Source organism: Bradyrhizobium cenepequi, assembly GCF_020329485.1.
Classification (GTDB): Bacteria; Pseudomonadota; Alphaproteobacteria; order Rhizobiales; family Xanthobacteraceae; genus Bradyrhizobium; species Bradyrhizobium cenepequi.
The window spans coordinates 1-18,887 of sequence record NZ_JAGKJI010000068.1 but is presented as its reverse complement, the minus strand read 5'-3'; the positions used below and the strand labels follow the sequence as shown (position 1 = coordinate 18,887).

The 18,887-nt window shown below is 59.6% G+C and carries 20 protein-coding genes and 5 pseudogenes; 8 read left to right on the top strand and 17 right to left on the bottom strand.

Going from position 1 to position 18,887, the window contains the following annotated elements:
* Positions 1-368 precede the first annotated feature (368 nt).
* On the bottom strand, positions 369-554 hold the full coding sequence (locus tag J6497_RS36790) for a hypothetical protein (protein WP_225709085.1): 186 nt from the start codon (positions 552-554) through the stop codon (positions 369-371).
* Between the two features lie 71 nt (positions 555-625).
* Here J6497_RS36790 and J6497_RS36785 point away from each other — a divergent pair, with 71 nt between their 5' ends.
* Both J6497_RS36785 and J6497_RS36780 read left to right on the top strand, forming a co-directional pair.
* Complete coding sequence (locus tag J6497_RS36785; protein ID WP_225709084.1) at positions 626-907, top strand: hypothetical protein; 282 nt, start codon at positions 626-628, stop codon at positions 905-907.
* Between the two features lie 226 nt (positions 908-1,133).
* On the top strand, positions 1,134-1,373 hold the full coding sequence (locus tag J6497_RS36780) for a PilZ domain-containing protein (protein ID WP_225709083.1): 240 nt from the start codon (positions 1,134-1,136) through the stop codon (positions 1,371-1,373).
* Between the two features lie 1,323 nt (positions 1,374-2,696).
* Here J6497_RS36780 and J6497_RS36775 read toward each other — a convergent pair.
* The 8 genes and pseudogenes from J6497_RS36775 to J6497_RS36735 form a co-directional block, all read right to left on the bottom strand.
* Complete coding sequence (locus J6497_RS36775; protein WP_225709082.1) at positions 2,697-2,909, bottom strand: hypothetical protein; 213 nt, start codon at positions 2,907-2,909, stop codon at positions 2,697-2,699.
* A 187-nt stretch (positions 2,910-3,096) separates the two neighbouring features.
* Positions 3,097-3,609 carry a phosphate-starvation-inducible PsiE family protein gene (locus J6497_RS36770; RefSeq protein WP_225709081.1) on the bottom strand — a complete coding sequence of 171 codons (513 nt, stop codon included), beginning with the start codon at positions 3,607-3,609 and terminating at the stop codon, positions 3,097-3,099.
* Between the two features lie 462 nt (positions 3,610-4,071).
* Positions 4,072-4,275: a hypothetical protein gene (locus J6497_RS36765; RefSeq protein WP_225709080.1), complete on the bottom strand. Its 204-nt coding sequence runs from the start codon at positions 4,273-4,275 to the stop codon at positions 4,072-4,074.
* A gap of 35 nt (positions 4,276-4,310) precedes the next feature.
* Positions 4,311-7,049: an ATP-dependent Clp protease ATP-binding subunit gene (locus J6497_RS36760; protein WP_249793912.1), complete on the bottom strand. Its 2,739-nt coding sequence runs from the start codon at positions 7,047-7,049 to the stop codon at positions 4,311-4,313.
* Between the two features lie 1,045 nt (positions 7,050-8,094).
* Complete coding sequence (locus J6497_RS36755; RefSeq protein WP_225709079.1) at positions 8,095-8,490, bottom strand: hypothetical protein; 396 nt, start codon at positions 8,488-8,490, stop codon at positions 8,095-8,097.
* A 401-nt stretch (positions 8,491-8,891) separates the two neighbouring features.
* Entirely contained in the window at positions 8,892-9,266 is a 375-nt protein-coding gene (locus tag J6497_RS36750; RefSeq protein ID WP_225709078.1) for a PRC-barrel domain-containing protein, read from the bottom strand.
* A gap of 854 nt (positions 9,267-10,120) precedes the next feature.
* A pseudogene (locus tag J6497_RS36745) lies at positions 10,121-10,609 on the bottom strand (ATP-dependent DNA ligase).
* Between the two features lie 659 nt (positions 10,610-11,268).
* Entirely contained in the window at positions 11,269-11,988 is a 720-nt protein-coding gene (locus tag J6497_RS36735; protein WP_225709076.1) for a Crp/Fnr family transcriptional regulator, read from the bottom strand.
* Between the two features lie 374 nt (positions 11,989-12,362).
* On the opposite strand from J6497_RS36735, the pseudogene J6497_RS36730 reads away from it, so the two are divergent.
* A pseudogene (locus tag J6497_RS36730) lies at positions 12,363-12,464 on the top strand (DUF3606 domain-containing protein); the annotation flags it as partial.
* Between the two features lie 102 nt (positions 12,465-12,566).
* Here the strand turns inward: J6497_RS36730 and J6497_RS36725 are convergent.
* Positions 12,567-12,824: a DUF6894 family protein gene (locus J6497_RS36725; protein ID WP_225709075.1), complete on the bottom strand. Its 258-nt coding sequence runs from the start codon at positions 12,822-12,824 to the stop codon at positions 12,567-12,569.
* Positions 12,825-13,203: 379 nt separating this feature from the next.
* Between J6497_RS36725 and J6497_RS36720 the strand changes: the two are divergent.
* The 4 genes and pseudogenes from J6497_RS36720 to J6497_RS36705 form a co-directional block, all read left to right on the top strand.
* Positions 13,204-13,356: pseudogene (locus tag J6497_RS36720) on the top strand (transposase); the annotation flags it as partial.
* 669 nt (positions 13,357-14,025) lie between these two features.
* Positions 14,026-14,957 (top strand): annotated as a pseudogene (gene ku / locus J6497_RS36715) (non-homologous end joining protein Ku).
* Between the two features lie 20 nt (positions 14,958-14,977).
* Positions 14,978-15,202: a hypothetical protein gene (locus J6497_RS36710; RefSeq protein ID WP_225709074.1), complete on the top strand. Its 225-nt coding sequence runs from the start codon at positions 14,978-14,980 to the stop codon at positions 15,200-15,202.
* Between the two features lie 24 nt (positions 15,203-15,226).
* Positions 15,227-15,831 (top strand): annotated as a pseudogene (locus J6497_RS36705) (cell envelope biogenesis protein TolA).
* 61 nt (positions 15,832-15,892) lie between these two features.
* Here the strand turns inward: J6497_RS36705 and J6497_RS36700 are convergent.
* From J6497_RS36700 to J6497_RS36685, 4 genes are all read right to left on the bottom strand, one after another.
* Positions 15,893-16,069 (bottom strand): type 2 periplasmic-binding domain-containing protein, encoded by a 177-nt coding sequence (locus tag J6497_RS36700; protein ID WP_225709073.1) that lies wholly within the window; start codon positions 16,067-16,069, stop codon positions 15,893-15,895.
* A gap of 91 nt (positions 16,070-16,160) precedes the next feature.
* Positions 16,161-16,316, bottom strand: coding sequence for a hypothetical protein (locus tag J6497_RS36695; RefSeq protein WP_225709072.1), 156 nt, complete (start codon positions 16,314-16,316; stop codon positions 16,161-16,163).
* A 112-nt stretch (positions 16,317-16,428) separates the two neighbouring features.
* Positions 16,429-16,695 (bottom strand): hypothetical protein, encoded by a 267-nt coding sequence (locus tag J6497_RS36690; RefSeq protein WP_225709071.1) that lies wholly within the window; start codon positions 16,693-16,695, stop codon positions 16,429-16,431.
* A 149-nt stretch (positions 16,696-16,844) separates the two neighbouring features.
* Positions 16,845-17,039: a DUF3072 domain-containing protein gene (locus J6497_RS36685; protein ID WP_225709070.1), complete on the bottom strand. Its 195-nt coding sequence runs from the start codon at positions 17,037-17,039 to the stop codon at positions 16,845-16,847.
* 97 nt (positions 17,040-17,136) lie between these two features.
* Between J6497_RS36685 and J6497_RS36680 the strand changes: the two genes are divergently transcribed.
* Positions 17,137-17,370 carry a hypothetical protein gene (locus tag J6497_RS36680; RefSeq protein ID WP_225709069.1) on the top strand — a complete coding sequence of 78 codons (234 nt, stop codon included), beginning with the start codon at positions 17,137-17,139 and terminating at the stop codon, positions 17,368-17,370.
* 244 nt (positions 17,371-17,614) lie between these two features.
* On the opposite strand, the gene J6497_RS36670 is transcribed toward J6497_RS36680, so the two are convergent.
* The 3 genes from J6497_RS36670 to J6497_RS36660 all read right to left on the bottom strand — a co-directional run.
* On the bottom strand, positions 17,615-17,833 hold the full coding sequence (locus J6497_RS36670; RefSeq protein ID WP_312010432.1) for a hypothetical protein: 219 nt from the start codon (positions 17,831-17,833) through the stop codon (positions 17,615-17,617).
* A gap of 141 nt (positions 17,834-17,974) precedes the next feature.
* Positions 17,975-18,469, bottom strand: coding sequence for a DUF4142 domain-containing protein (locus J6497_RS36665; protein WP_225709067.1), 495 nt, complete (start codon positions 18,467-18,469; stop codon positions 17,975-17,977).
* Positions 18,470-18,608: 139 nt separating this feature from the next.
* Positions 18,609-18,887: transposase (locus J6497_RS36660; protein WP_225705104.1), on the bottom strand; the 279-nt coding region annotated here is incomplete at its 5' end.

The window sequence follows — 18,887 nt, the reverse complement described above, 5'->3', positions numbered from 1 at the left end:
GTCACTTATGGAACGTTGACTGCTGGCATGGGAGACGTTGCATGAGCTATCTCTAGGCGGAATCAGGACGCTTTTTTATGAATTGACCCACAAGCCGCAATGATCGGGTTTGTAACCTGAATGCCTTCTTGCGAATCGTTGCCCAACGCTGACCCCGCAGATACGAGATCGTTCAAGCATTTATAGCGCCGATCGGCGCCCGAATCCCATGCCGGATAACAGTCATCCTGCGCGGTTTTCAGCACTCTAAAACGCCCGATAATGACGATTTTATCGACGTAGCGGCGTAGGTCGCTATCAGCCTATCTCCGGCGACAAACCATCAAAGGTTGGCTCTATCCGGCGGATTTGCCCGCAGCAGGCGAATGCTACCGCAGAGGGGCTCCACTCACGTCGGTCATGTTGTTGTGATGAAAAAATTGGGTCTTACCGTTGTCCCACTTGATCTGCACGCCCGACCAATCGGTAGCGATAACCGTGCCCTGATCGGTCGCGCTGTCGTGCCAAGCCACGCGCTGGCCGACTTTCAGTCGTTTGGATTGGTCAGGAGTCATGTCTCTCGGCTAGCTGGACTGGTTGTAAGAACGGTCGATCGGCTAGAATACGCTTTTTGAGCCCATTTAGAATGGACACCTTGGGCATTTCTTTGCTCGGCGGCGGCGCCTTCATTGCATCGCCTTCCTGCTTCGAACCCGGCCGAGTCTGGAGTCAAGTTGATGATGGCGCAAGCCGCGAATTGTGGGGACTAAGTCCCAACGATCGAACGGGCGCACACCTTATCGGCGGGTTCTGCCAGCACACGGCCGTCAGCCGGCACGGCATCAATGTGCATATCGTTGAGCGGTGGCCTGAAGATCGAATTGGCAGGCGAATTGTACCGGCTGGCGCGACCGATACCCTCATCTGAAACTGATCAGGAGCGGCCTGCTGGGCGTCTCCAGCCTCAATGCCAAACGACCCCAGCTGGCGTGAGCGCACTGGGGCCGTCGTGGAGTGCGTGGATTTTGGCTTGTCGCCCTTTTTGTTCTTAATGAGCCGCAAATCGTTTAACCATCCTCAGGCGGTATACGCAGGAAAAATTAACGCTTGCGGCTTATACTATTAGACCGCGTACTTCATTAGGAAATACTGATGTGGTCGAGACTCGGATTGCGCCTCGGGTTCGCGTAATGAAGGCCGCTAAGATCGACTATGGCGGTGACAATTATCCGTGCATCATTCGAGACATATCAACGACTGGTGCCGCGCTGGAATTTCCTATCCTAATGCGCATTCCTGACCGGTTCACGCTGATCATACCGGAAGATAGATTATCGCTGCTGTGTCACGTGGTTTGGCGCAAAGAATACCGGGTTGGCGTGGCATTCGATTAAGAGCTGCCGCGCTTTCTTGCGGCTCAATGGTAGCACCCCCTTTTAGTCGGCCTTTATCCGCCCCCTCCCGCCACAAACCTTGCACTTCGGCGGGTAAATTCTGCGGCCCGGTGCCGGCGGCTGTTTGACCGGCTCAAGTCCGGTGCCGTTGCAGGCCGGGCATTTCTCTTCGGGTACTTCCGACTTAATCCGTTTCATCGCTCGCGCCCTAGTAGAACGGCGCTGCGGATTTCGCTCATTTGGTGGACTCCGACAAGCGAAGTCGCGAATTAACGTTGAGCAGTTCGGTTAACGCCGCGCATGGCCTGAGAGAGACCCCGTAGTTTTGCGGGCGCGAACCTACATCATTCGGACTCATATGTCGTTCAACTCTGGGTTTATCGTTGGTTTGGCGCTTACGGACCGGCTTCAATGACCGCAGTCATCGAACCGCAGGACGTGCTTCGCACTTGTGACAAGTGCGGAGCCGCGATGCAGCACCTAGCGGACCTGCCGGATACAGTGCGGTTTGACGCCGCGCGTGTGTTCCGCTGCCGCACGTGCAACACCGTCGCGCGTGTGTCGCTCCGAGGCAACAATTCAAGTTGATCGCGCCGCGCTCGCCTCAGCGATCTTGATCAAATGCCCTAAAGAATAGAGCATTATTCTCTTTTGGGGGGCATCATGACCATTGCACAAGTATCGATACGAATATCTCAGGACCAAAAAAATACGGTAGCAACACTGGCCGCGCTTAAGCGCAAGCCGACCGCTATTCAAAAGCGGCGGGCGCTGAAGCGGAAAGTAAAAGCGTCTTGAAGTCTTGATGCTCTATCGGGACTGGCCAACGGCATTGCGGGCGGCGCGGGAACATTGAAGCTGGTGGCGCTGATGTCGCCTGTTGTGTCCATATGCGAAGTGGCGGACGGCTCGCATACCACTCGGGCCGTCTCAGGCATCCCCCGAGCTGAGGAAGGGTCACCCCCCGGTTCTGACATCGGCTAATCCGCTTTCGACACTTCTGCAGCGGTTCGCTTGCGCTCGCCTCTCTCGACCGTGCCTGCCAGGATCATGTCCCGGCGTTTCCGCAACGCTCACTACCACGGCTTTTGACCGCAGCAGCTTGCGGTGGCTTGAGATCAGCACTGATTGCCGAACCCGAAGGGCCCTCCTTCATCTCTCGTACAGTTGCGCATCACCGGTACTCATGGCGATGCTCGTGACACACGACCCGATGCAGACATTGCGCCATCCCGAGCTACGCGTGCAAGTCGCGTCCAGTCGCAGTTCCAACGACCATCCAGCAGCTCATGGCTCAAAGGTGCGCAGCCTCACAACCATCACTCACAGCCAATCGATCATGATCGTCGATCGTCCCGATACGACCAGCTGGGGGACGGTGCAGCGATAGACAAGCCGGTGAAAGTCATCGAGTTCGCCGGCGGGCCCTGTGTCTCGATAGACGAAGGCAAGACCGGCCCGCTCGAACTCGTAGAAGTATTTCTCCCAACTGATCTCCACCACGCCCGCATCTGGCGGACCGACGTCAAACAACAATGGATAAGGTCGTCCTTCTCCCTCCGATCTTGATGGACGTGCCCCTCTGAGCTTCGCCCAAGACCGGATGATCTCATGCTCGATCGTGACGCAAATGGCGGCCGTCGGAGGGGCTGGGGTTCGTCGTTGCAGATGGCTGCCCGATATGACCAAGCTCGTAGCTTCCCTTCGCCCAGCTACTCCTCCATTAGCCTTGCGCGCGTGGAGGCAAAGGGCGATTGCGTTCTCGTTGATAAATATCTTCGCGTCTGTCCTGATCTCGGACAAGCCAATAGACGCCACCGAGTGCCAGAATCGATACAGCAAGCGCAAAGAGTTGCGCCGCATCAGTGCTCGCGAGATCGATAATAATCATCTTTCGGACAATGGCCAGAAGAGCGATGAGAATGACGGTGCGGACTTGCACAACACCTTCGCGGCGTTCCGCCACGACCAAGAGCGATCGCTTGAATTCGAGGGCAATGATGACCGTGAGGATCGTTCCGAATATCGCCTGGAAAATCGAATAGTCGGTCGGATCGAACGAACTCGCCAACAGGATGCTGGTCAGAATCTTCAGCGTCAAATTCCACACCGCAAACACGACGACAATGGCGATCAGCCCCGTCAGCACGAGAATCACGAGCTGCTCGAATCTCTGATAAAATGTCATCAATGCCCATTCCGCACGCGCGGCAGCGAACGCCTCTCTCAGCGGCATCAGGCGCCTCCTTTCCCTTCGTGCTCAAAGACGACGAGTAATGACTCGGCGCCGTTCCGGCAGAGGCATCTGCTGCTGCGCGGGCTCCCGCTGACGCCGCACCGAAAAATACTCGACTCGGCCACCCTGCTCCGCAAGGTTGCGGGTAAAGGCCCATCAACTTGAGCACCTCCCTTGGCATCTCCTATCGACGAGGAGCCAGGGTCCTTGGCCATCTTCGGAACTCGCGGCGCGGCTTGCTTCACTTACGCGGTCGCTTTGCGTCCGAGATCAGCCAGGATCGGTGTCCGGTCGTCGATCCGCGCGATCGGCTCTTGCTCAACAATCTTGAAGCGAGCCTGCGTGGCACTGGCCGAGCGGAGATCGGCACGTGGCTTTGCGCTGCGGGGCAAGAGCGGCGCATGCGCGGTGCCTTTGCCCGGCTTAACAGGGGCATCCACGGCGCGGGCTGACCTCCGCCGTTCAGCGAACGATCACGCCGGTCCAGGCCGGGGGATCGCTCGCCGGAAGTGATTCGATGCTCGCCTCTTCGACGGAATCGAACGTCGGGATTTCTTTCTGTTCCGTCCCCCGATCGTCCCCTCGCCCAGTCTCGTCAATCTCGTGGGCGAGTTGATCGGTGCGTTCAAGATCGGCTCGTCTCCGAGATCCCAACTCGACGTCCATAGGTCGTTCCTTCCGACGCTCTGGCACGCTAACGCTCAAGCGGCCGCCTTGCGCCGCTCCGACGTCGCACGCCGCTCCAGCACAACCGCCTGCCGAATGCCGTCCCACCGTGCTAGGACCGTGTCACCCTCGTGCACATCGTTGGCGAGCAGCGCACGGGCCAGCTCGGTTTCCAGTTCGGAGCGGATTAGCCGACGCAATTCGCGGGCGCCATACTCCGGTCGGAAGCCCGCGGCGGCAAAGCGATCGATCAGCGAGTCATCGATCTCGAGCGTGACGCCCTGCCCGTGCGCGGTCCGCTTCACGCGCTCGAGCTGCAGATCGACGATGCTGCGGATCTGTTCGCGATCGAGCGCATGGAAGATAATGATCTCGTCGATGCGGTTGAGGAACTCCGGCCGGAAATGCCCGCGCAGGATGTCCATCAGCTCGCGCCGCAGCTTCGGCTGGTCGTCCGCGTCCCTCTCTCCCATACGCAGCTGCCGCTGGATGATCTCGGCACCGAGATTGCTCGTTGCGATGATGATCGTATTGGTGAAGTCGACGACGCGGCCTTTGCCGTCGGTCAGCCGGCCGTCATCGAATACCTGCAGGAGAGCATTGTAGACATCCGGATGGGCCTTCTCGATTTCGTCGAGAAGCACCACGCTGTAGGGCCGCCGGCGCACGCGTTCGGTGAGCTGCCCGCCTTCCTCATAGCCCACATAGCCCGGCGGGGCGCCAATCAGCCGGGCGACGCTGTGCCGCTCCATGTATTCCGACATGTCGAGCCGCACGATGGCGTCCTCGTCGCCATACACCGCCTCCGCCAGCGCCTTGGCGAGTTCGGTCTTGCCGACACCCGTCGGACCCAGGAACAGGAAGGTGGCGATCGGCCGGCGACCCTCGCGCAAGCCTGCGCGGGCGAGCCGCACGGCGTCGCTCACGGCCTTGACCGCCTCGTCCTGTCCGATCACACGCTGGTGCAGCCGCTCTTCGAGCTTGACCAGCCGCTCGCGTTCCTCGGTCGTCAGCTCGCTGACGGGAATGCCGGTGAGCTTGGAGACCACCTGCGCGATATGCTCGCTGCGCACCTCGGCGGTTCCGGAGCCCCGGTTGCGGCGCCAACGCTCGTTCGCCTGCTGCAATTCATTGCTCTTGGCCTCGTGCTGCTTCTGCAGCTCGGCGGCGCGGTCGAACTGCTTGCGCGAGGTGGCGTAGTCCTGCTCACGCTTGAGCTGCCGGGTTTCCGCCTCCAGTTCCTGCACGTCGACCGGCCGCGCGGTCGCGGAGATCTTCACCCGGGCGGCGGACTGGTCGATCAGATCGATCGCTTTGTCGGGCAAGAAACGGCCGGTGATGTAGCGATCCGAGAGTTCCGCGGCCGCGATGATCGCTTCGTCCGTGATAGTAACCTTGTGATGCGCCTCCAGCGTGTCGCGCAGGCCGCGCAGGATCATGATGGTCTGCGCAACACTTGGTTCCGGGACAAAGATGGGCTGGAACCGACGTTCCAGTGCGGCATCCTTCTCGATGTGCTTCTGATATTCGTTCAACGTGGTGGCGCCAATGAGATTGAGCTCGCCCCGCGCAAGCGCCGGCTTGAACACATTGGCAACGTCGAGCCCGCCTTCGCCGCCACCCTGGCCGGCCCCGACCATGGTGTGAATCTCGTCGATGAACAGGATCTGCTGGTCCTGACGCTCCGTCACCTCCTTGAGCACTTGCTGAACGCGTTCCTCGAATTCGCCGCGGTACTTCGAGCCCGCCACCAGGGAATTGATGCTCACTTCCAGAAGACGCTTGTCGCGTAGCGACTCCGGCACTTCTCCCGCAACGATGCGCTGCGCCAGCCCTTCGACGATTGCCGTTTTCCCGACGCCGGGCTCACCGATCAGCACGGGATTGTTCTTCTTGCGCCGCGCCAGCACCTCGATCGTGGTCTCGATCTCGTGGGCGCGCCCGATCACGGGGTCGAGCTTTCCTTCGCGCGCGAGCTTCGTCAGATCGCGGGAGTATTTGTCGAGGGTCGGCGTATTGGTGGGCGTTTCGACCTGGCCCGTCTCGGCTCCACGCCCGACCACCTTGACGATTTGCTGCCTGATCGCCTGCGGCGTGAGCCCGTAGCGACGCAACACTTCGCCGGCAATGCCTTCCTCCTCCTCGGCGAGGCCGATCAGGAAGTGCTCGGGGCCCACGTAGGAATGGCCGAGATCGTGGGAGGCGTTGAAAGCGTGACCGAGCACGCTCTTCAGGCGCGGCGTGACACCGATTTCGGCGCTTTCGTCTGGCTTGGCATCGCCGCGCGGCGCGTCCTGTTCGACCTGTCGGCGCAGTTCGTCGACGGAGATATTGAATTGACCGAGCACCGTGCGGACGACGTCGCTCTCGGTGAGCGCCAAGAGCAGATGTTCCGTGTCGACCTCCCGCCGTCCTAGGTCGGCGGCGCGGCGCGCCGCCACCTGCAAGAGCTCCTTGGCGTGTTCGCTCAGGCGCTCCTCTGCATCGCCGGTCCGACGCCCGCGGCTCGATCCGATCGGGATGGACTGGCCGGTCGGCCCCGCGCGATCGCCGAACGGGGTACCGCCAAAGAAGTCATCGCCGAAGAAGTCGTCGAGCAGGCTCCCGCGTCCCCCGAACAACGACTCCAGGGGAGAGCTGGGACGCTGCTGCCGCGCCAGGCGGCGATAGTCGATCTCGCACAGGTCGAGTGTCTGGCTTTGCCCGTCGCCGGTCGTTACCCGGGCGCGTACGCTTGCCGGACGGACACCGCAGATATCACACAGCTTAGCCATGGGTGCGCTTCCTTTGAATGGTGCGGGTCTTTCGGAACGAGGAAAGCATAGGCAGGTGCGAAATGTACCGCCAAGCTACCTTTGCGAATCCTGGTCGGTTGACCCCGTTTCTCGTGCTTGTTAGCTCAAAGAAAAAGGCGCTCGTTTGGGTCTTAGCCTGAGATCCGATAGCAGGATTAAATGCAGGTCTCGCTGCTCGGAGGACTTTCGCCGTTGCCGAATGTCAAAGGCGGACTTTTTGCAGGCGTAACGGGCAGCGCAGGCAGAGGTTCCAAGCAGGCTGAGATTTCGTTAAGCCGCTGTCTCGCATCCCGAACCAACATTCACACGGCGGCAGCCTCCGCGCATTCGGCACAGATCGGAATGCAGGGCCGGCATCAGACATCTCCCGTCTGCTCAAGTTGGCCTTCGCTGGGTCCGTCTGCTCTTGGCCCTTAAGCAAACTGAGCAGGATTCCGCCGCAAAGGCTGCTGTCGGAGTAGAACCGGACATGACACGCCGAGCGCTCCGACCACCGCTTTTGACCCAGGCTGTGTGAAAAGGCTCTGCTTGCTGTGATTCGCGCGATAAGATTCCCGGCGATTTTGCGGGGCATCTGATGAAGCGCTTTGTTGAAGGATTGGATCGCGGGCAGAGCACACTGTTTCCGGCATCGCTCGACGACCCTGAGCCGACATCGGCCGGCCGAAATCCCGAAGTGCGGCAGCCCCGAACCGGACCCTCGCTGGTCCCATTCATTAGTTGAACGCGAAAACGCGGGTGGCCTAAAGTGTGTTGGAAAAACCGAGAATTGCTCCGCAGCCGATCTCTCTGAACAAAGTTCTTGGTGAACAACGAACGGGCAGCCAACAAGGCCGTCGCAGGCGAGCGGGCGTAGGCGCGGGCGGATCTGAACCTCAATCCAAAGCCCTGACTTCTCCGAAAGGAACTCAATTCGACAACAAAAAGGAAGCTGCTAGCCTTGGGAAAGCTAGCGGCCTTTTGGGGTGTGCGTAAGGCCGCCGGTCAAAGGCATGTCTGAAAATAATCCGGCAAAAACCGGCGCTCACTTAGTTCCCAGGATGTTCTTGAGTTCTCCCACTTTTTTCATGCACTCTTGTTCGTCGCCAGCCTCGGACATCTTGCGGGCTTCGGCCATCAGTTGGTTGGCATGTTCGGTGCTCTGAGTGCTGCGTTTGGTAACTTGCTCCTGATGCGGTGACGTGGGCTCCACGGCCACTGCTGTTGACCCGGCGGTTTCAGGCTCGCCGCTCTTTTGCTTGCCGGCCAGAAGCTCCTCTTGGTGCTTGGTCGCCGGCATTCCCGATTCGCTCGTGCTCGTGCCCGTCCCCGCGGAAACGACATTCTGTTCGAGCGCTTTCAGTTCCTGGTTACAATCAGCAAACGCCGGCGATGTGAGGATAAGGGCGAATGCTGCTGCGGTCGCTATACGTGTGGACATGTAACCTCCTGCTTGAGGTTGTCTCTCGCTCGAAACGAGAGATGCAGAAAACGTTCACCGATATTCAGTGGTTCCTTCCGATCTCCGATCTGGCGGCGATCGGATCTGCAAAGGTCGAACGGTCTTAGCAACAATGCAAAGCGGCGTCGCTAGTCAGGCCCACAGGCGTCAAAGCGCTGCTTCTCGATCGCTCGATCTGGTATTCTGGCGGAGCGTCTGGTCGAGGCTCGGGTAAGCGCTGCTCCATAGCCTGACTCAATGACCGCCTCAGGTCGCAAGAGGCGTGTTGTAACAACTCCACCGGGCCCCGCGCCTGTGCAGGCAGCAGCCCCCTCACACCGACCCCGGGGGCTAGTCGATCAGTTCTTCAATGAGTCGTGTGGCACTCACGATTGGGAATTTTATAGGCCACGCCCTTCCCAGTACGTAGGCGTCCCATAGTACTGGTGGGTTCGCGTTTCCCAGTCTCGATCCTGCCACGAGTCATCGCTGAATTCAGGCGCGTCCCTCAGCTGTTGCTCGGTGATATTGGTTCGAAAACCACCAAGCGACTTATCGTATGTCAGAGCACCCCAGGGGATGGGATAATGGCTGTGGCCCAACCCAGCAAATCCGCCAAAGCTCATGACGGCATAAGCTACGCGACCTGACACTTTGTCGATAATTAGGTGATCAATCTCACCGATGTTCTTTCCATCTGCTCCATAAACCTCTGTTCCATGAACGTCTTCGCTTGAGATGCATTGATGATCCGGATGGGCTGTTGCGCGGGCCATGGCTTGGGCTTCCTCACAAGTGGGTTTCGTCGATTTAACTCGGTCGCATGGGGGCCGTTCCTGATTTCGGGAGAACATCTCAGCGCTAAACAATCTATAGTTGCCGACATCGACTTTAAACAACCTCCAGCCCCGAGCGAGCTATTGCGAAAAACTGCAGGAAGGTCGCGGTGTCCATGACCCGGCGCAGCTTTCGGCTCTGGCGATCAAAGAACTGGGCGTCCGGTAGGCCGCCGCAAAAGGTCTCGTTTACTTCGAATGTCGCCTGTTGGCCCGACTTGAACCTCCGGCGATGTCCGCTTTCGCACCGCTGCTAAGGATATAGCAGACCACGAACGCACTCCGATCGAGCGCTAGGCGTAACATCCTCCCGCCCGCCGGGAGATAGGCCGGGAGAGCGCTGCATCACGTAGGCCCTGAGATGCTGGCTGCAGCCGATCCGTTAGGCCTCGACGCTCACCAGCTCGAATGTGTTGCGGAGGTCGATGCTTTAGCGCTGCCTCAACGTCTCGATTGTCCAACAGGCCCAGGAGCCGGTGGACCGTAACAGTCGCATCGCGTCGCTGTCCCGGCTTCATGTACTCACTGAGCACACGACGGGCGGCTTGAACGGCGTCGACGACGATTTCGTAGTCAGTGCGCATTTATGACCTCAATCCAGTTCATCATCCTTCGTTACCATCGCCTCGAAGCCCTCCGGCATCTCCGGCTGGCTGGCGTCATCGCTGGAATTGCAGATTGGGCAGGGCGCGCCGGCACCACCGCAGTTGCAGGCCAGCCGACCGAGCCACGGTTTCGTCGGATAATTCTCGCAGACCCAGCGACAATTGTGGCAGCGGGCGCACCATCTCATCTCAGAGATCCTCCCGCAGGCCTTTAAAGAAGGGATGCCGCACCTTGCCCGCGGCCGACTTGGCGCGGTACTCGATCTCGGCCAGCAACTTCGGCTCAACCCAAATGCCCTTGTGCGCAATCCGCTTGGCATAGGGCTGGGTCGCGCGATCGGCCCTTCAGCTCGTTCTGTAGGACCGAGAAATCGGTGGTGCCGTCAGCCGCGGGCCGACGACTTCGCCATCCACAATCGCGCTTTCCGCGCTGATGGGCCAAGCATCCTCGGCGATTTTCCTGAAGCGATGCGTCCAATCCCGCCCCCGCCGGGTGAATATCCGGATCGCCTCGTTGCGGATGTGGAGCTGGACGCGATACCCGTCGAACTTGATCTCATGAATCCATCGGGCGTCTTTCGGCACCCGCTCGACGTCCCTGGCCAGGGCCGGCTCGATGAAGCCGGGATAGGGCGCCTTGGTGCCGATCGCTGCCGGCTTGCGACGCTGGAACGCCACTCACAACCTCTCACGGACGAATAGAAGTTGGCATCAGCGCTTGAGAAGAGATCGCCCAGAGCTGAGCTGCGGCTGGAAGCTCCGAAGCCCTGGAACTGTACCCTGGATCCCCGAACGACGAGAAGGTGATAGGTCAGCTGCTCTAGGCGAAAATATTATTCGACTGGATCACGGTCAGCGCAAATTTGTTCGGCTACCGCTTGAATCTGCCGGTCGATGAGCTGCTGCAGCCGCTCTGACTGCGTCATGTGCGGTTCTCCCGTACAGACCTGCAAAAAGTATAAGCACCCTTTTTACTCGGGAGACCTCAGGCCCGGCGATGTCAGCCATTCATTGATGTGGGCGGCGGTTTCGTCTTGCCGAGCTTTCCTAGACAGCCGCTCCTGTTCTCTGCCCGGAGGCAGTCTCGTGGCCTGCTCTCGGATTTCCCAAGATTCGTGGAGAAGCACTTCCTCAAGCGTCGTCTGCTTGAATCTAAGGCGCATGACGGGCCTCTCGTCTGATTACCGATAGGTCAAGAACCGGCGAACGGCGCAAAGGTTTCAAAAACCCAACAAATTGAATGAGCTAACGTAGTTTAAGACGTTCCGAATTCAGCTTAGCCCGCCGGGGCTTAGATAACACGCCCGGCATTTGAGCCAGCAAAGCAGGTCGGCAAGTTAGAGCTTGTTGTCCGAAAAGTGGAGATAGTCCGGCATGAACCCCGCCAGTTCAGCAAGTTCTTTGCGCCGGGGCAGCTTCACATGATGGTTCTGCCATTCAATCAGGCCGCCGCGCCTAAGCGCTTGTACGATCCGGTTGGTATGCACCTTCGATAGACCGCAGGCATCGGCGAGGTGCTCCTGAGTCAGCGGAAAAATGAACCCGTTGTCCTCCATCAAACCCACGAGTTCTAATCGGGCTGCCAGCTCGCAGAAAAGATGCGCTACTCTGGACAGTGCGTCCCGCGATCCTACGTTGGCGACCCATTCGCGAAATATCGCTGCATCCACGAGTGTGTCACGCCAGAGAACATGAGTGAGCGTGGGTGAACTCACCAGCATGCTGTTGAGGAAAGAATGCGACACGAAAGCAACGGTGGACGGACCAGCACTCACAAGATCGTGGTCCATGAGCGATAGGTGCAACGTGTGCAAGTCCGGTATATCGCCCGGCAGGTAGATCGATAGTATCTGGCTGCGACTGCCTACGATCTTTTGACGAAAAAGAAACCCGCTCATTACGATCGCACAGCGCGATGTTCTGTCGCCCTGGCGAAAGATATGCTCGTCATCGGCAAACTGCCGAACCGCGTGTGGCATGTTCGCGAGCTTGCCTCTGTCATCATCAGACAGACCAACCACGGCTTGCAATCGTGCGATCAATTTTGTGCTGGGCATTGTTGCCTCCCGCATCTGGGCGGGAGCGCAATACTCTCGGTTGCCAGCAACCCGTATTCTTGGCCAGCAATACCTGACGTTTAGCACGAACTAGTGGAAGAGCCTAATTATGGTTGGGTAGACTGGTGATTCTCCCGGGCCCCACCATGATTGAGGCCGATGCAGAACGATATAAAAGCGCAGTTGACAACTGTCGGCAAGAGGCCGAGAGGCGGTCAGTCCGCTCGACAAAGAACAATGGTTGCGGCTTGCCGACGAGTGGCTGAAATTAGCAACTTCTCTCGAAAAGAGAACGCGGTGAACTGAGCCGTCGCGGCGACCTCCACTTTGGAACTGTATCTCGCGTTGCGCCTCCACAACAAGGGAACGCTACCATGGCAAAGAAGGCGAAGAAACAGACGGCGCGTGGCCGCAAGCAGGACCGGGCGCGGGTCGCCGGCGGGCAAAGGCAAGTCAGCTACGAATCCAAGAAGACCCCCTAGGCACACCGGGCCTCGTTTCTCATTTGCCTAGTCGAATAATTCGCGCAGTCGGCGTCTTTACGTGGATGCCGCTGCTCCATAGCCAGTCCGCGCTGTTCATGGTTCTTCGCTGGTGATGCTGATCCGGTACAGCGAGCGGTCGCCAGCCTTGACATCGAGGCTCCAACTCTCCCCCGGCTGGAGCGATGTTTCGATGTCCCGGGTCAGCAACAGAGCTTCCTTCCAGGCAGCGCGATCGTCTCGAAGCTCCGTTCCGACTTCATCCCGAAACGGGAACTTTCCGTTGATGTGGAAGAAGAAACGGGTCATTGACCGCAACCACGACTTTCCGTCTTCCGTCGCAAAACGCGACATTCCGGAGGCCGTTCCTAGACGCTCGGCTAGGAACGCTGATTCCAGCAGGATGAATTGAGGTTGACGCGGGGCCAATGGCGCCAGGGAGCGAGCGCCTAGACCAGGTATCGGTCATGGCTGATCATGGAGATATTTGCCGCACGCGAGCTACGCCGGCAAGAAGCTGCGAAGACGGTTTGTCCGATAGACAAACAGCAACTGCTACGGCGTTCTGAAGAATGGTTGAGGCTCGCGCAGTCAGGGCACCTCGGCTACTTCCGCGAGGACTTGGCTGGCGGCGGCCGTCAGCCGAACGAAGGTGCCGCTCTAGGTGGTGTGGACTCTAAGGATTCCCTTTTAGAAGCAAATCAGATTCAAGGCTGCTTTTGGGGAGGCGGCCTTGGGTGTGATGGATCGTTTAGTTTTGAGCGACGCGGCGTGGGAGCGGATGGCGCCGCTGATCATCGGTCGTCCCGACCAGAAGGGCTCGACCGGGCGTGACAATCGGATGTTTGTTGAAGGCCTGTTGTGGATCGTGCGTACGGGCTCGCCTCCTGGTTAGTGGTGATGCTGTAGAGATTATGCCGACGTCGGCATAATCTCTATTATGCCGACCTCTGGATTATGCCGACCATTGACTCAAAACGGGCTCTGACGCTGGCGATCGTTGCGATGGAGTCGGCATAATCACAGTGCCTCCAGAAATGCGAGAAGCTTGTCGTTCGGTCGAAAACGACCGGGAGTGGCTAACGCTGGAGCTGTCGCGGCCAGTTGCGCGTTCGGACGCGAAACCCTAACTCGTGACAAATCAATCAACATGAAAGCCTCCCTTCAATTGGCAAGAGGGAGACTACACGCCTGTGGGATCAATCGGACTATGCCGACTCCGACGCAGCGATCACCGCAGCCAGAGACAGTTCTGGGCCAATGGTCGGCATAATCCAGAAGTCGGCATAGTAGAGATTGCACATTACGAGCTTGCTGAGGGAGTCGTGGTGACTGCGGCAACGCTATCAATCCCATACCCGAACGCCGGTGCCGTGGCAGCCCCTGAGAGTTGTTTTCTTTTCGTTCTCGAACGTTGGCGTGCCCACAGCAGCTTCCTAGCGCCTGGCGCCGGATTTGAGAATAAATTGAAGAGCCAACGGGCGGGGGTGTCGGAACAAGCCGTCCTCGATCGTCTTAAACCGAACCGCCTCGGAAAACCGGAGTACCGCGTAACATGGCTCCCCGCGCCAACTGGAAAGGCTTCCTGCGTCTGTCCCTCGTTACCTGTCCGGTCGCGCTGTACCCGGCCACATCGGAAAGCGAGAAGATCTCGTTCAATCAGCTCAATCGAAAGACCGGTCACCGCATCAGGTACCTGAAGATCGACGCCGACACCGGCGAGGAGGTCGCCAATGAGGACATCGTCAAGGCTATATGCTCGACAAGAAGACCTTCATCGAAGTCTCGAAGGAAGAACTCGAGGAAGTCGCGCTCGAATCCACCCGCACCATTGACATCGACGAGTTCGTGGACCGCGAGGAGATCGATCCGCGCTATCTCATCCGCCCTTATTATCTCCGGCCGGACGGCAAGGTCGGTCACGACGCCTTCGCGGTGATCCGCGAGACCATCCGCGAGATGAACAAGGTCGCGATCGGCCGTGTCGTCCTGACCAACCGCGAGCACATCATCGCGCTCGAGCCGCTGGAGAAGGGCCTCGTGGGAACGCTATTGCGCTATCCGTACGAAGTGCGATCGGAGGATGAGTATTTCGACGAGATCCAGGACGTTAAAGTCACCAAGGACATGCTCGATCTCGCAGCGCACATTGTGAATCAGAAGTCGGGTCGGTTCGAGCCGGACAAGTTCGAGGACCAGTACGAGACGGCCTTGATCAACCTCATCAACCAGAAGCGTGCCGGCAAGCCGATCACGCCCAAGGAGCGGCCGCGCGGCGAGAACGTGGTCGATCTGATGGAGGCGATGCGCCGGAGCGTCGGCGGTGCGACGGCGGAGACCGAGGCGGCCCCGAAGAAGCCGGCCAAGAAGCCGCGGAAGGCGGCGGCCGGCCAGAAGGAGATGCTGATGCCGATCGCCGGCAAGAAGCCGGCGAAGGAGGCCGCGGCGAAGAAGCCAGTGGCCGGGGCGCGGCGGAAGTCGGCCTGACGCCGGAGTAGGAGAGCCGCATGGATATGAAGGAAGCCTCGGCAATGACGGAAGCCTCCGGGCTGACGAACGAGGAGGACGGCATCGAGCAGACTTCCGGAGCGCGGCGGCGACCGCTCCAGTCGCCGTCGCAGGACGTCGCGATGCGCTGGGCCGACCGACTGCGCGAGGTGACCGTCAAGGCGCCGCTGCAGTCGCTCTTCGTCGCCTTCCTGCTCGGAGTTTGGGTCGCGCGCCGGCGCTAGGAGAGCCGCGAGCCTGCACGCTTCATGGCCAGGAAGCTCAAGACATTTCAGACCTCGCTGGGCTTCTACGATCTCGCGATTGCGGCACCCTCGATGAAGGCGGCGCTCGATGCGTGGGCGCCGGCAGCAATCTTTTCCATCAGGGTGTCGCGAAGGAAACCGACGACCCCGAGGTGGTCGCCGCGACGATGTCCAAGCCGGGCGTCGTGCTCAAGCGTCCCGCTGGATCGAACAGACGCTTCGCCGAGCAGTCCGATCTTCCGTCTGACTTGGCAACGGGCCAGGACGGGGCTCGGCGGGAAAAGCATCGCGCGAAGCCGGCGAAGCGAGCCAAAATCAGCAAACGGGATGCCCGAAAGGCCGCCGCCGATTTCGAGAAGGAGCAGAAGCGGCGCGAGGCCGAGCGCCGGCGCGAGGAGGCCGTTCGGGAAAAGGAGCGAGAACGGCGCGAGAAGGTGACAGCCAAAGCGCAAGTTGCTCTGGACAAGGCTGAGCGCGAGCATGCGAAGAGGGCCGCGGCCATCCAGGCCGAGGTCGAGGCTCTCGAGCAGCGTTCGCGATCCGAGGAAGACCGGTGGGAAAAGGAAAGGGAGCGGCTCGAAGCTGCCCTACGGCGCGCTCGGGGCTAAGGCGCCCAGGATCGCCATCATCGCGCGGCGCCCGCGTCGGTGGCCGCACCATCCATGATGGCTAGGCGCTGGCGCAGGAATTCGAGACCGCTGGACTTTTGCTGGGAGGGGTCTCGGTCATGGCATAGATCGGCACCGGGGCGGCATGCCAGCCATGGAGCACCCGGCGCAGACGATCTGCCGAGATATCGTCGGGGATGATCTGGCGCGGCAGCACCGCCAGTCCCGCGCCCAGCATGGCGAGCTACCGCCGTTCCCTGGGACAAGCCATTGTCTGACCACTGGGCCCTGCGCCCCATGAGCGAGGAGGCCCCCCATGAACACGCTTTTCACCCCTCAGAATCGGCCATGCTGCTGATCGACACCAGGTCGGCACGATGCAGTTGATCAAGAACATCGACGTCGAGCAGGCCATCGGCTGCGAAGTGCTGGTCGACGGTGAGAGCCTGATCCTGGGCGCGGACGAGGCGGTCGTCGAGTCGCACCACGATGTCGACTTGGTGCTGTTCAGTACGGACTTGACGGGCCCGTGTTCAAGGGCGGCATGTTCAGCGGCAACATCCTGGCCGCTTAGTAGCGGGGTCCAGCGGCGGCGTTCTAGTCATCCGGGGGACACTCCGGACAGGTGTCGCCGATCGAGTCCAGCACGTCGCGGACCTCTGCTGCGGCCTCCTCCGGAAAGACACCGGCCGGCGGATCCTGGCGGGCGGTATCGAACGCGCGCTCGCGGGCGTGCGGATCGGCGCGGCCCTTCATCCACCCGTGCTCTTCGCATTCGCGAATGGCGCCGGCTTCTTGCAACACCGAGATAGCCCATCCACGCAGCGTCCGGATCGTCGCGCGCCGTTCCCTCATCATCAGCATTTGAAGGCTCCTAATGCGCCAAACGAATCCTGCAGCTTGCCGCACGTTCCGGCGAGCTAGCACAGGCAGGGATTCGGAAACTTGGGAGCAGTCGCTTTTCCACTGCGTAACGTGCACGCTAGGAAACTGCCGCCAAGAATAGCCGCGCGCTACTTGGCCAGTCCGGCTTTCTTCCGCAGCTCCTCGATTAGCTCGGACGCCTCCGCCTTCGTGAGCTCCCTATCCGTCGGGTACGGCTCGTGGGCCTGCTCTGCAAGGGTCTTGAGATATGACGCTTGGGCACCCGTCATCGGATCGTCACCCGAGATCCACTCATCCGGGTCCTTTTCCGTGTTGTCAGCCATGATGAACCTCCAAGAATCCGCCTCCCAGTCCCAATTTGTAACTTGAAAATACGTTCCCTTTTCGTTCTCATGCGGGCATCCAGTCTGAGGGGCCTCTATGCCAGATCTCGAGTTCATTCACCGGGAAATCGAATACATGCGCGTCCAGGTCGGACGCCAGCGCAAGAACATTCTGAAGCTGCAGCGGGCTGGGATCGCCACCGCCTCAGCCGAACTGCTGCTGCAGAGGATGCTGGCGAAGATCGAGGGCCTTTGCGCTGAACGCGACAGACTCAAGAAGGAATTGCCAGGGCCAACCGCCGGCAAAGCTCTCGGAGGCCGGAAGTGGTGAAGAGATACTTCTCCGACTCCGAAGATCATCCGCCGTTCCTCAAAGCTTTGGCCGAGGTTCGAAAAATCGGTGTGCACGAGGGATGGTGTTATCACCACGTCTAAGCGATCATGCTGGCCATTGATCAATACGCCGAGGCCGCGACAGGCAATCGGCAATTTTTCTGGAATAGACCGCACTCGATCGGCGGTCGGACGCGCAGCGATGATATTCCCTAGAACGCCCCGGACTAAGATGCGCGACCTTAGTGGACGAACTGCTTCGGCAGGATCATCACGATGTTGACCTCGCGCTTCAGGATCTCTGAAGCGGTGATCTGGATGTGGAGCGAGAATTTGTCCTCGACCTCAGCCGCGATCTCCTCATCCCTCACGTAAACGAACAGGATATCGCCATCGAGCTCATCGAAGTGAACGCCGACGAACAGTCGGTCAAACGTCCCCGCGCCCACCATGAGCGCCATGCGGGCTTGTATTGCCTGGTCTTCGACTTGTGTCAGATCCATCGGCTGAAGATAGGGCCATCCGAATCGATTACAAGGGAGGGGCGAGCGAGTGACGCGCTTAAGGTTCACGCACTGTCCGTGCGGCGCCTCTTAGTATCGCTAGCGGCCCGGCGTCTTCTTCGACGTCAGAGATTTCGCCGTATCAAGGTGCTCCTGCAGCACCGGAATTTGAGCTTTGGCGTATTCGCCCGCCGCGTCGGATTGCTTAGCTGCCTTTTTGTATTCGGCGATATCCTTCTGATGATCGGCCACCATGTGTCTCGCGAACTCCTGGTCGAATTTGGCGCCGGTCATTTTAGCCATCTTCTCATAGTCGGATTTCTGTTTGGCGTTTGGGCCGTCGGGTGGGGTGACGCTTACGGATTTCGCCGCATCCATCGCCTTCTCGTTGGCGTCGGAATGATCGTGCGACAGCATCTGTCCGTACTTTTTTACATCATCGCTTTGGCCGTTCTGCTGCGCGAGCTGCCCCATCTTAACCTCCGCATAGTTACCTTCGATCGCTTTTTTCAAGAAGCGTTGGCTCGTCGATTCGGCTGCATGCGCCGATGAGACCAGGAGCAGTACAAAGGCGGTAATGGACAGGACTTTCATCGTCACCTCCGGCACGATATATGTGCCCCCAACCTCAGAACTGCGTTTCGGTTCCTAATCGCGCGCAGGGGTCGAGGGTCTGAATATAAGATTGGGTAGATGCAGACGTCAGCTCTCCCGCACTAGGGTCTGTTGGGATTCATCGGGAGTTTATCACGGCCGCGACCAGATGGATCATGGAGGCGAAGCTTTGATCGGTCTTTTCGGCGCGCATGGCGATGCGTTTGAACTCCTTGAGCTTGCCGAAGAAGTTCTCGATGAGATGCCGCCATTTGTACATCTCCTCGTCGATGGTGAGAGGCTTGGCGCGGCGCGGATGCTGGGAGATGACGACCTTGGCGCCGCGCGCATCGAGTTCGGCGATGATGGCGTTGCTGTCGAACGCCTTGTCGGCGATCAGCGCGTCGAAGGCCAATCC

Coding starts and splice junctions, on each gene's coding strand:
- J6497_RS36710 (WP_225709074.1), top strand. CDS start 14,978: ATGGATATGAAGGAAGCCTCGGCAATGACGGAAGCCTCCGGGCTGACG.
- J6497_RS36690 (WP_225709071.1), bottom strand. CDS start 16,695: ATGCTGATGATGAGGGAACGGCGCGCGACGATCCGGACGCTGCGTGGA.
- J6497_RS36725 (WP_225709075.1), bottom strand. CDS start 12,824: ATGTCGCGTTTTGCGACGGAAGACGGAAAGTCGTGGTTGCGGTCAATG.
- J6497_RS36760 (WP_249793912.1), bottom strand. CDS start 7,049: ATGGCTAAGCTGTGTGATATCTGCGGTGTCCGTCCGGCAAGCGTACGC.
- J6497_RS36765 (WP_225709080.1), bottom strand. CDS start 4,275: ATGGACGTCGAGTTGGGATCTCGGAGACGAGCCGATCTTGAACGCACC.
- J6497_RS36770 (WP_225709081.1), bottom strand. CDS start 3,609: ATGCCGCTGAGAGAGGCGTTCGCTGCCGCGCGTGCGGAATGGGCATTG.
- J6497_RS36665 (WP_225709067.1), bottom strand. CDS start 18,469: ATGAAAGTCCTGTCCATTACCGCCTTTGTACTGCTCCTGGTCTCATCG.
- J6497_RS36670 (WP_312010432.1), bottom strand. CDS start 17,833: ATGGCGCTCATGGTGGGCGCGGGGACGTTTGACCGACTGTTCGTCGGC.
- J6497_RS36750 (WP_225709078.1), bottom strand. CDS start 9,266: ATGGCCCGCGCAACAGCCCATCCGGATCATCAATGCATCTCAAGCGAA.
- J6497_RS36685 (WP_225709070.1), bottom strand. CDS start 17,039: ATGGCTGACAACACGGAAAAGGACCCGGATGAGTGGATCTCGGGTGAC.
- J6497_RS36735 (WP_225709076.1), bottom strand. CDS start 11,988: ATGCCCAGCACAAAATTGATCGCACGATTGCAAGCCGTGGTTGGTCTG.
- J6497_RS36700 (WP_225709073.1), bottom strand. CDS start 16,069: ATGCTGGGCGCGGGACTGGCGGTGCTGCCGCGCCAGATCATCCCCGAC.
- J6497_RS36790 (WP_225709085.1), bottom strand. CDS start 554: ATGACTCCTGACCAATCCAAACGACTGAAAGTCGGCCAGCGCGTGGCT.
- J6497_RS36755 (WP_225709079.1), bottom strand. CDS start 8,490: ATGTCCACACGTATAGCGACCGCAGCAGCATTCGCCCTTATCCTCACA.
- J6497_RS36785 (WP_225709084.1), top strand. CDS start 626: ATGGACACCTTGGGCATTTCTTTGCTCGGCGGCGGCGCCTTCATTGCA.
- J6497_RS36680 (WP_225709069.1), top strand. CDS start 17,137: ATGCCAGATCTCGAGTTCATTCACCGGGAAATCGAATACATGCGCGTC.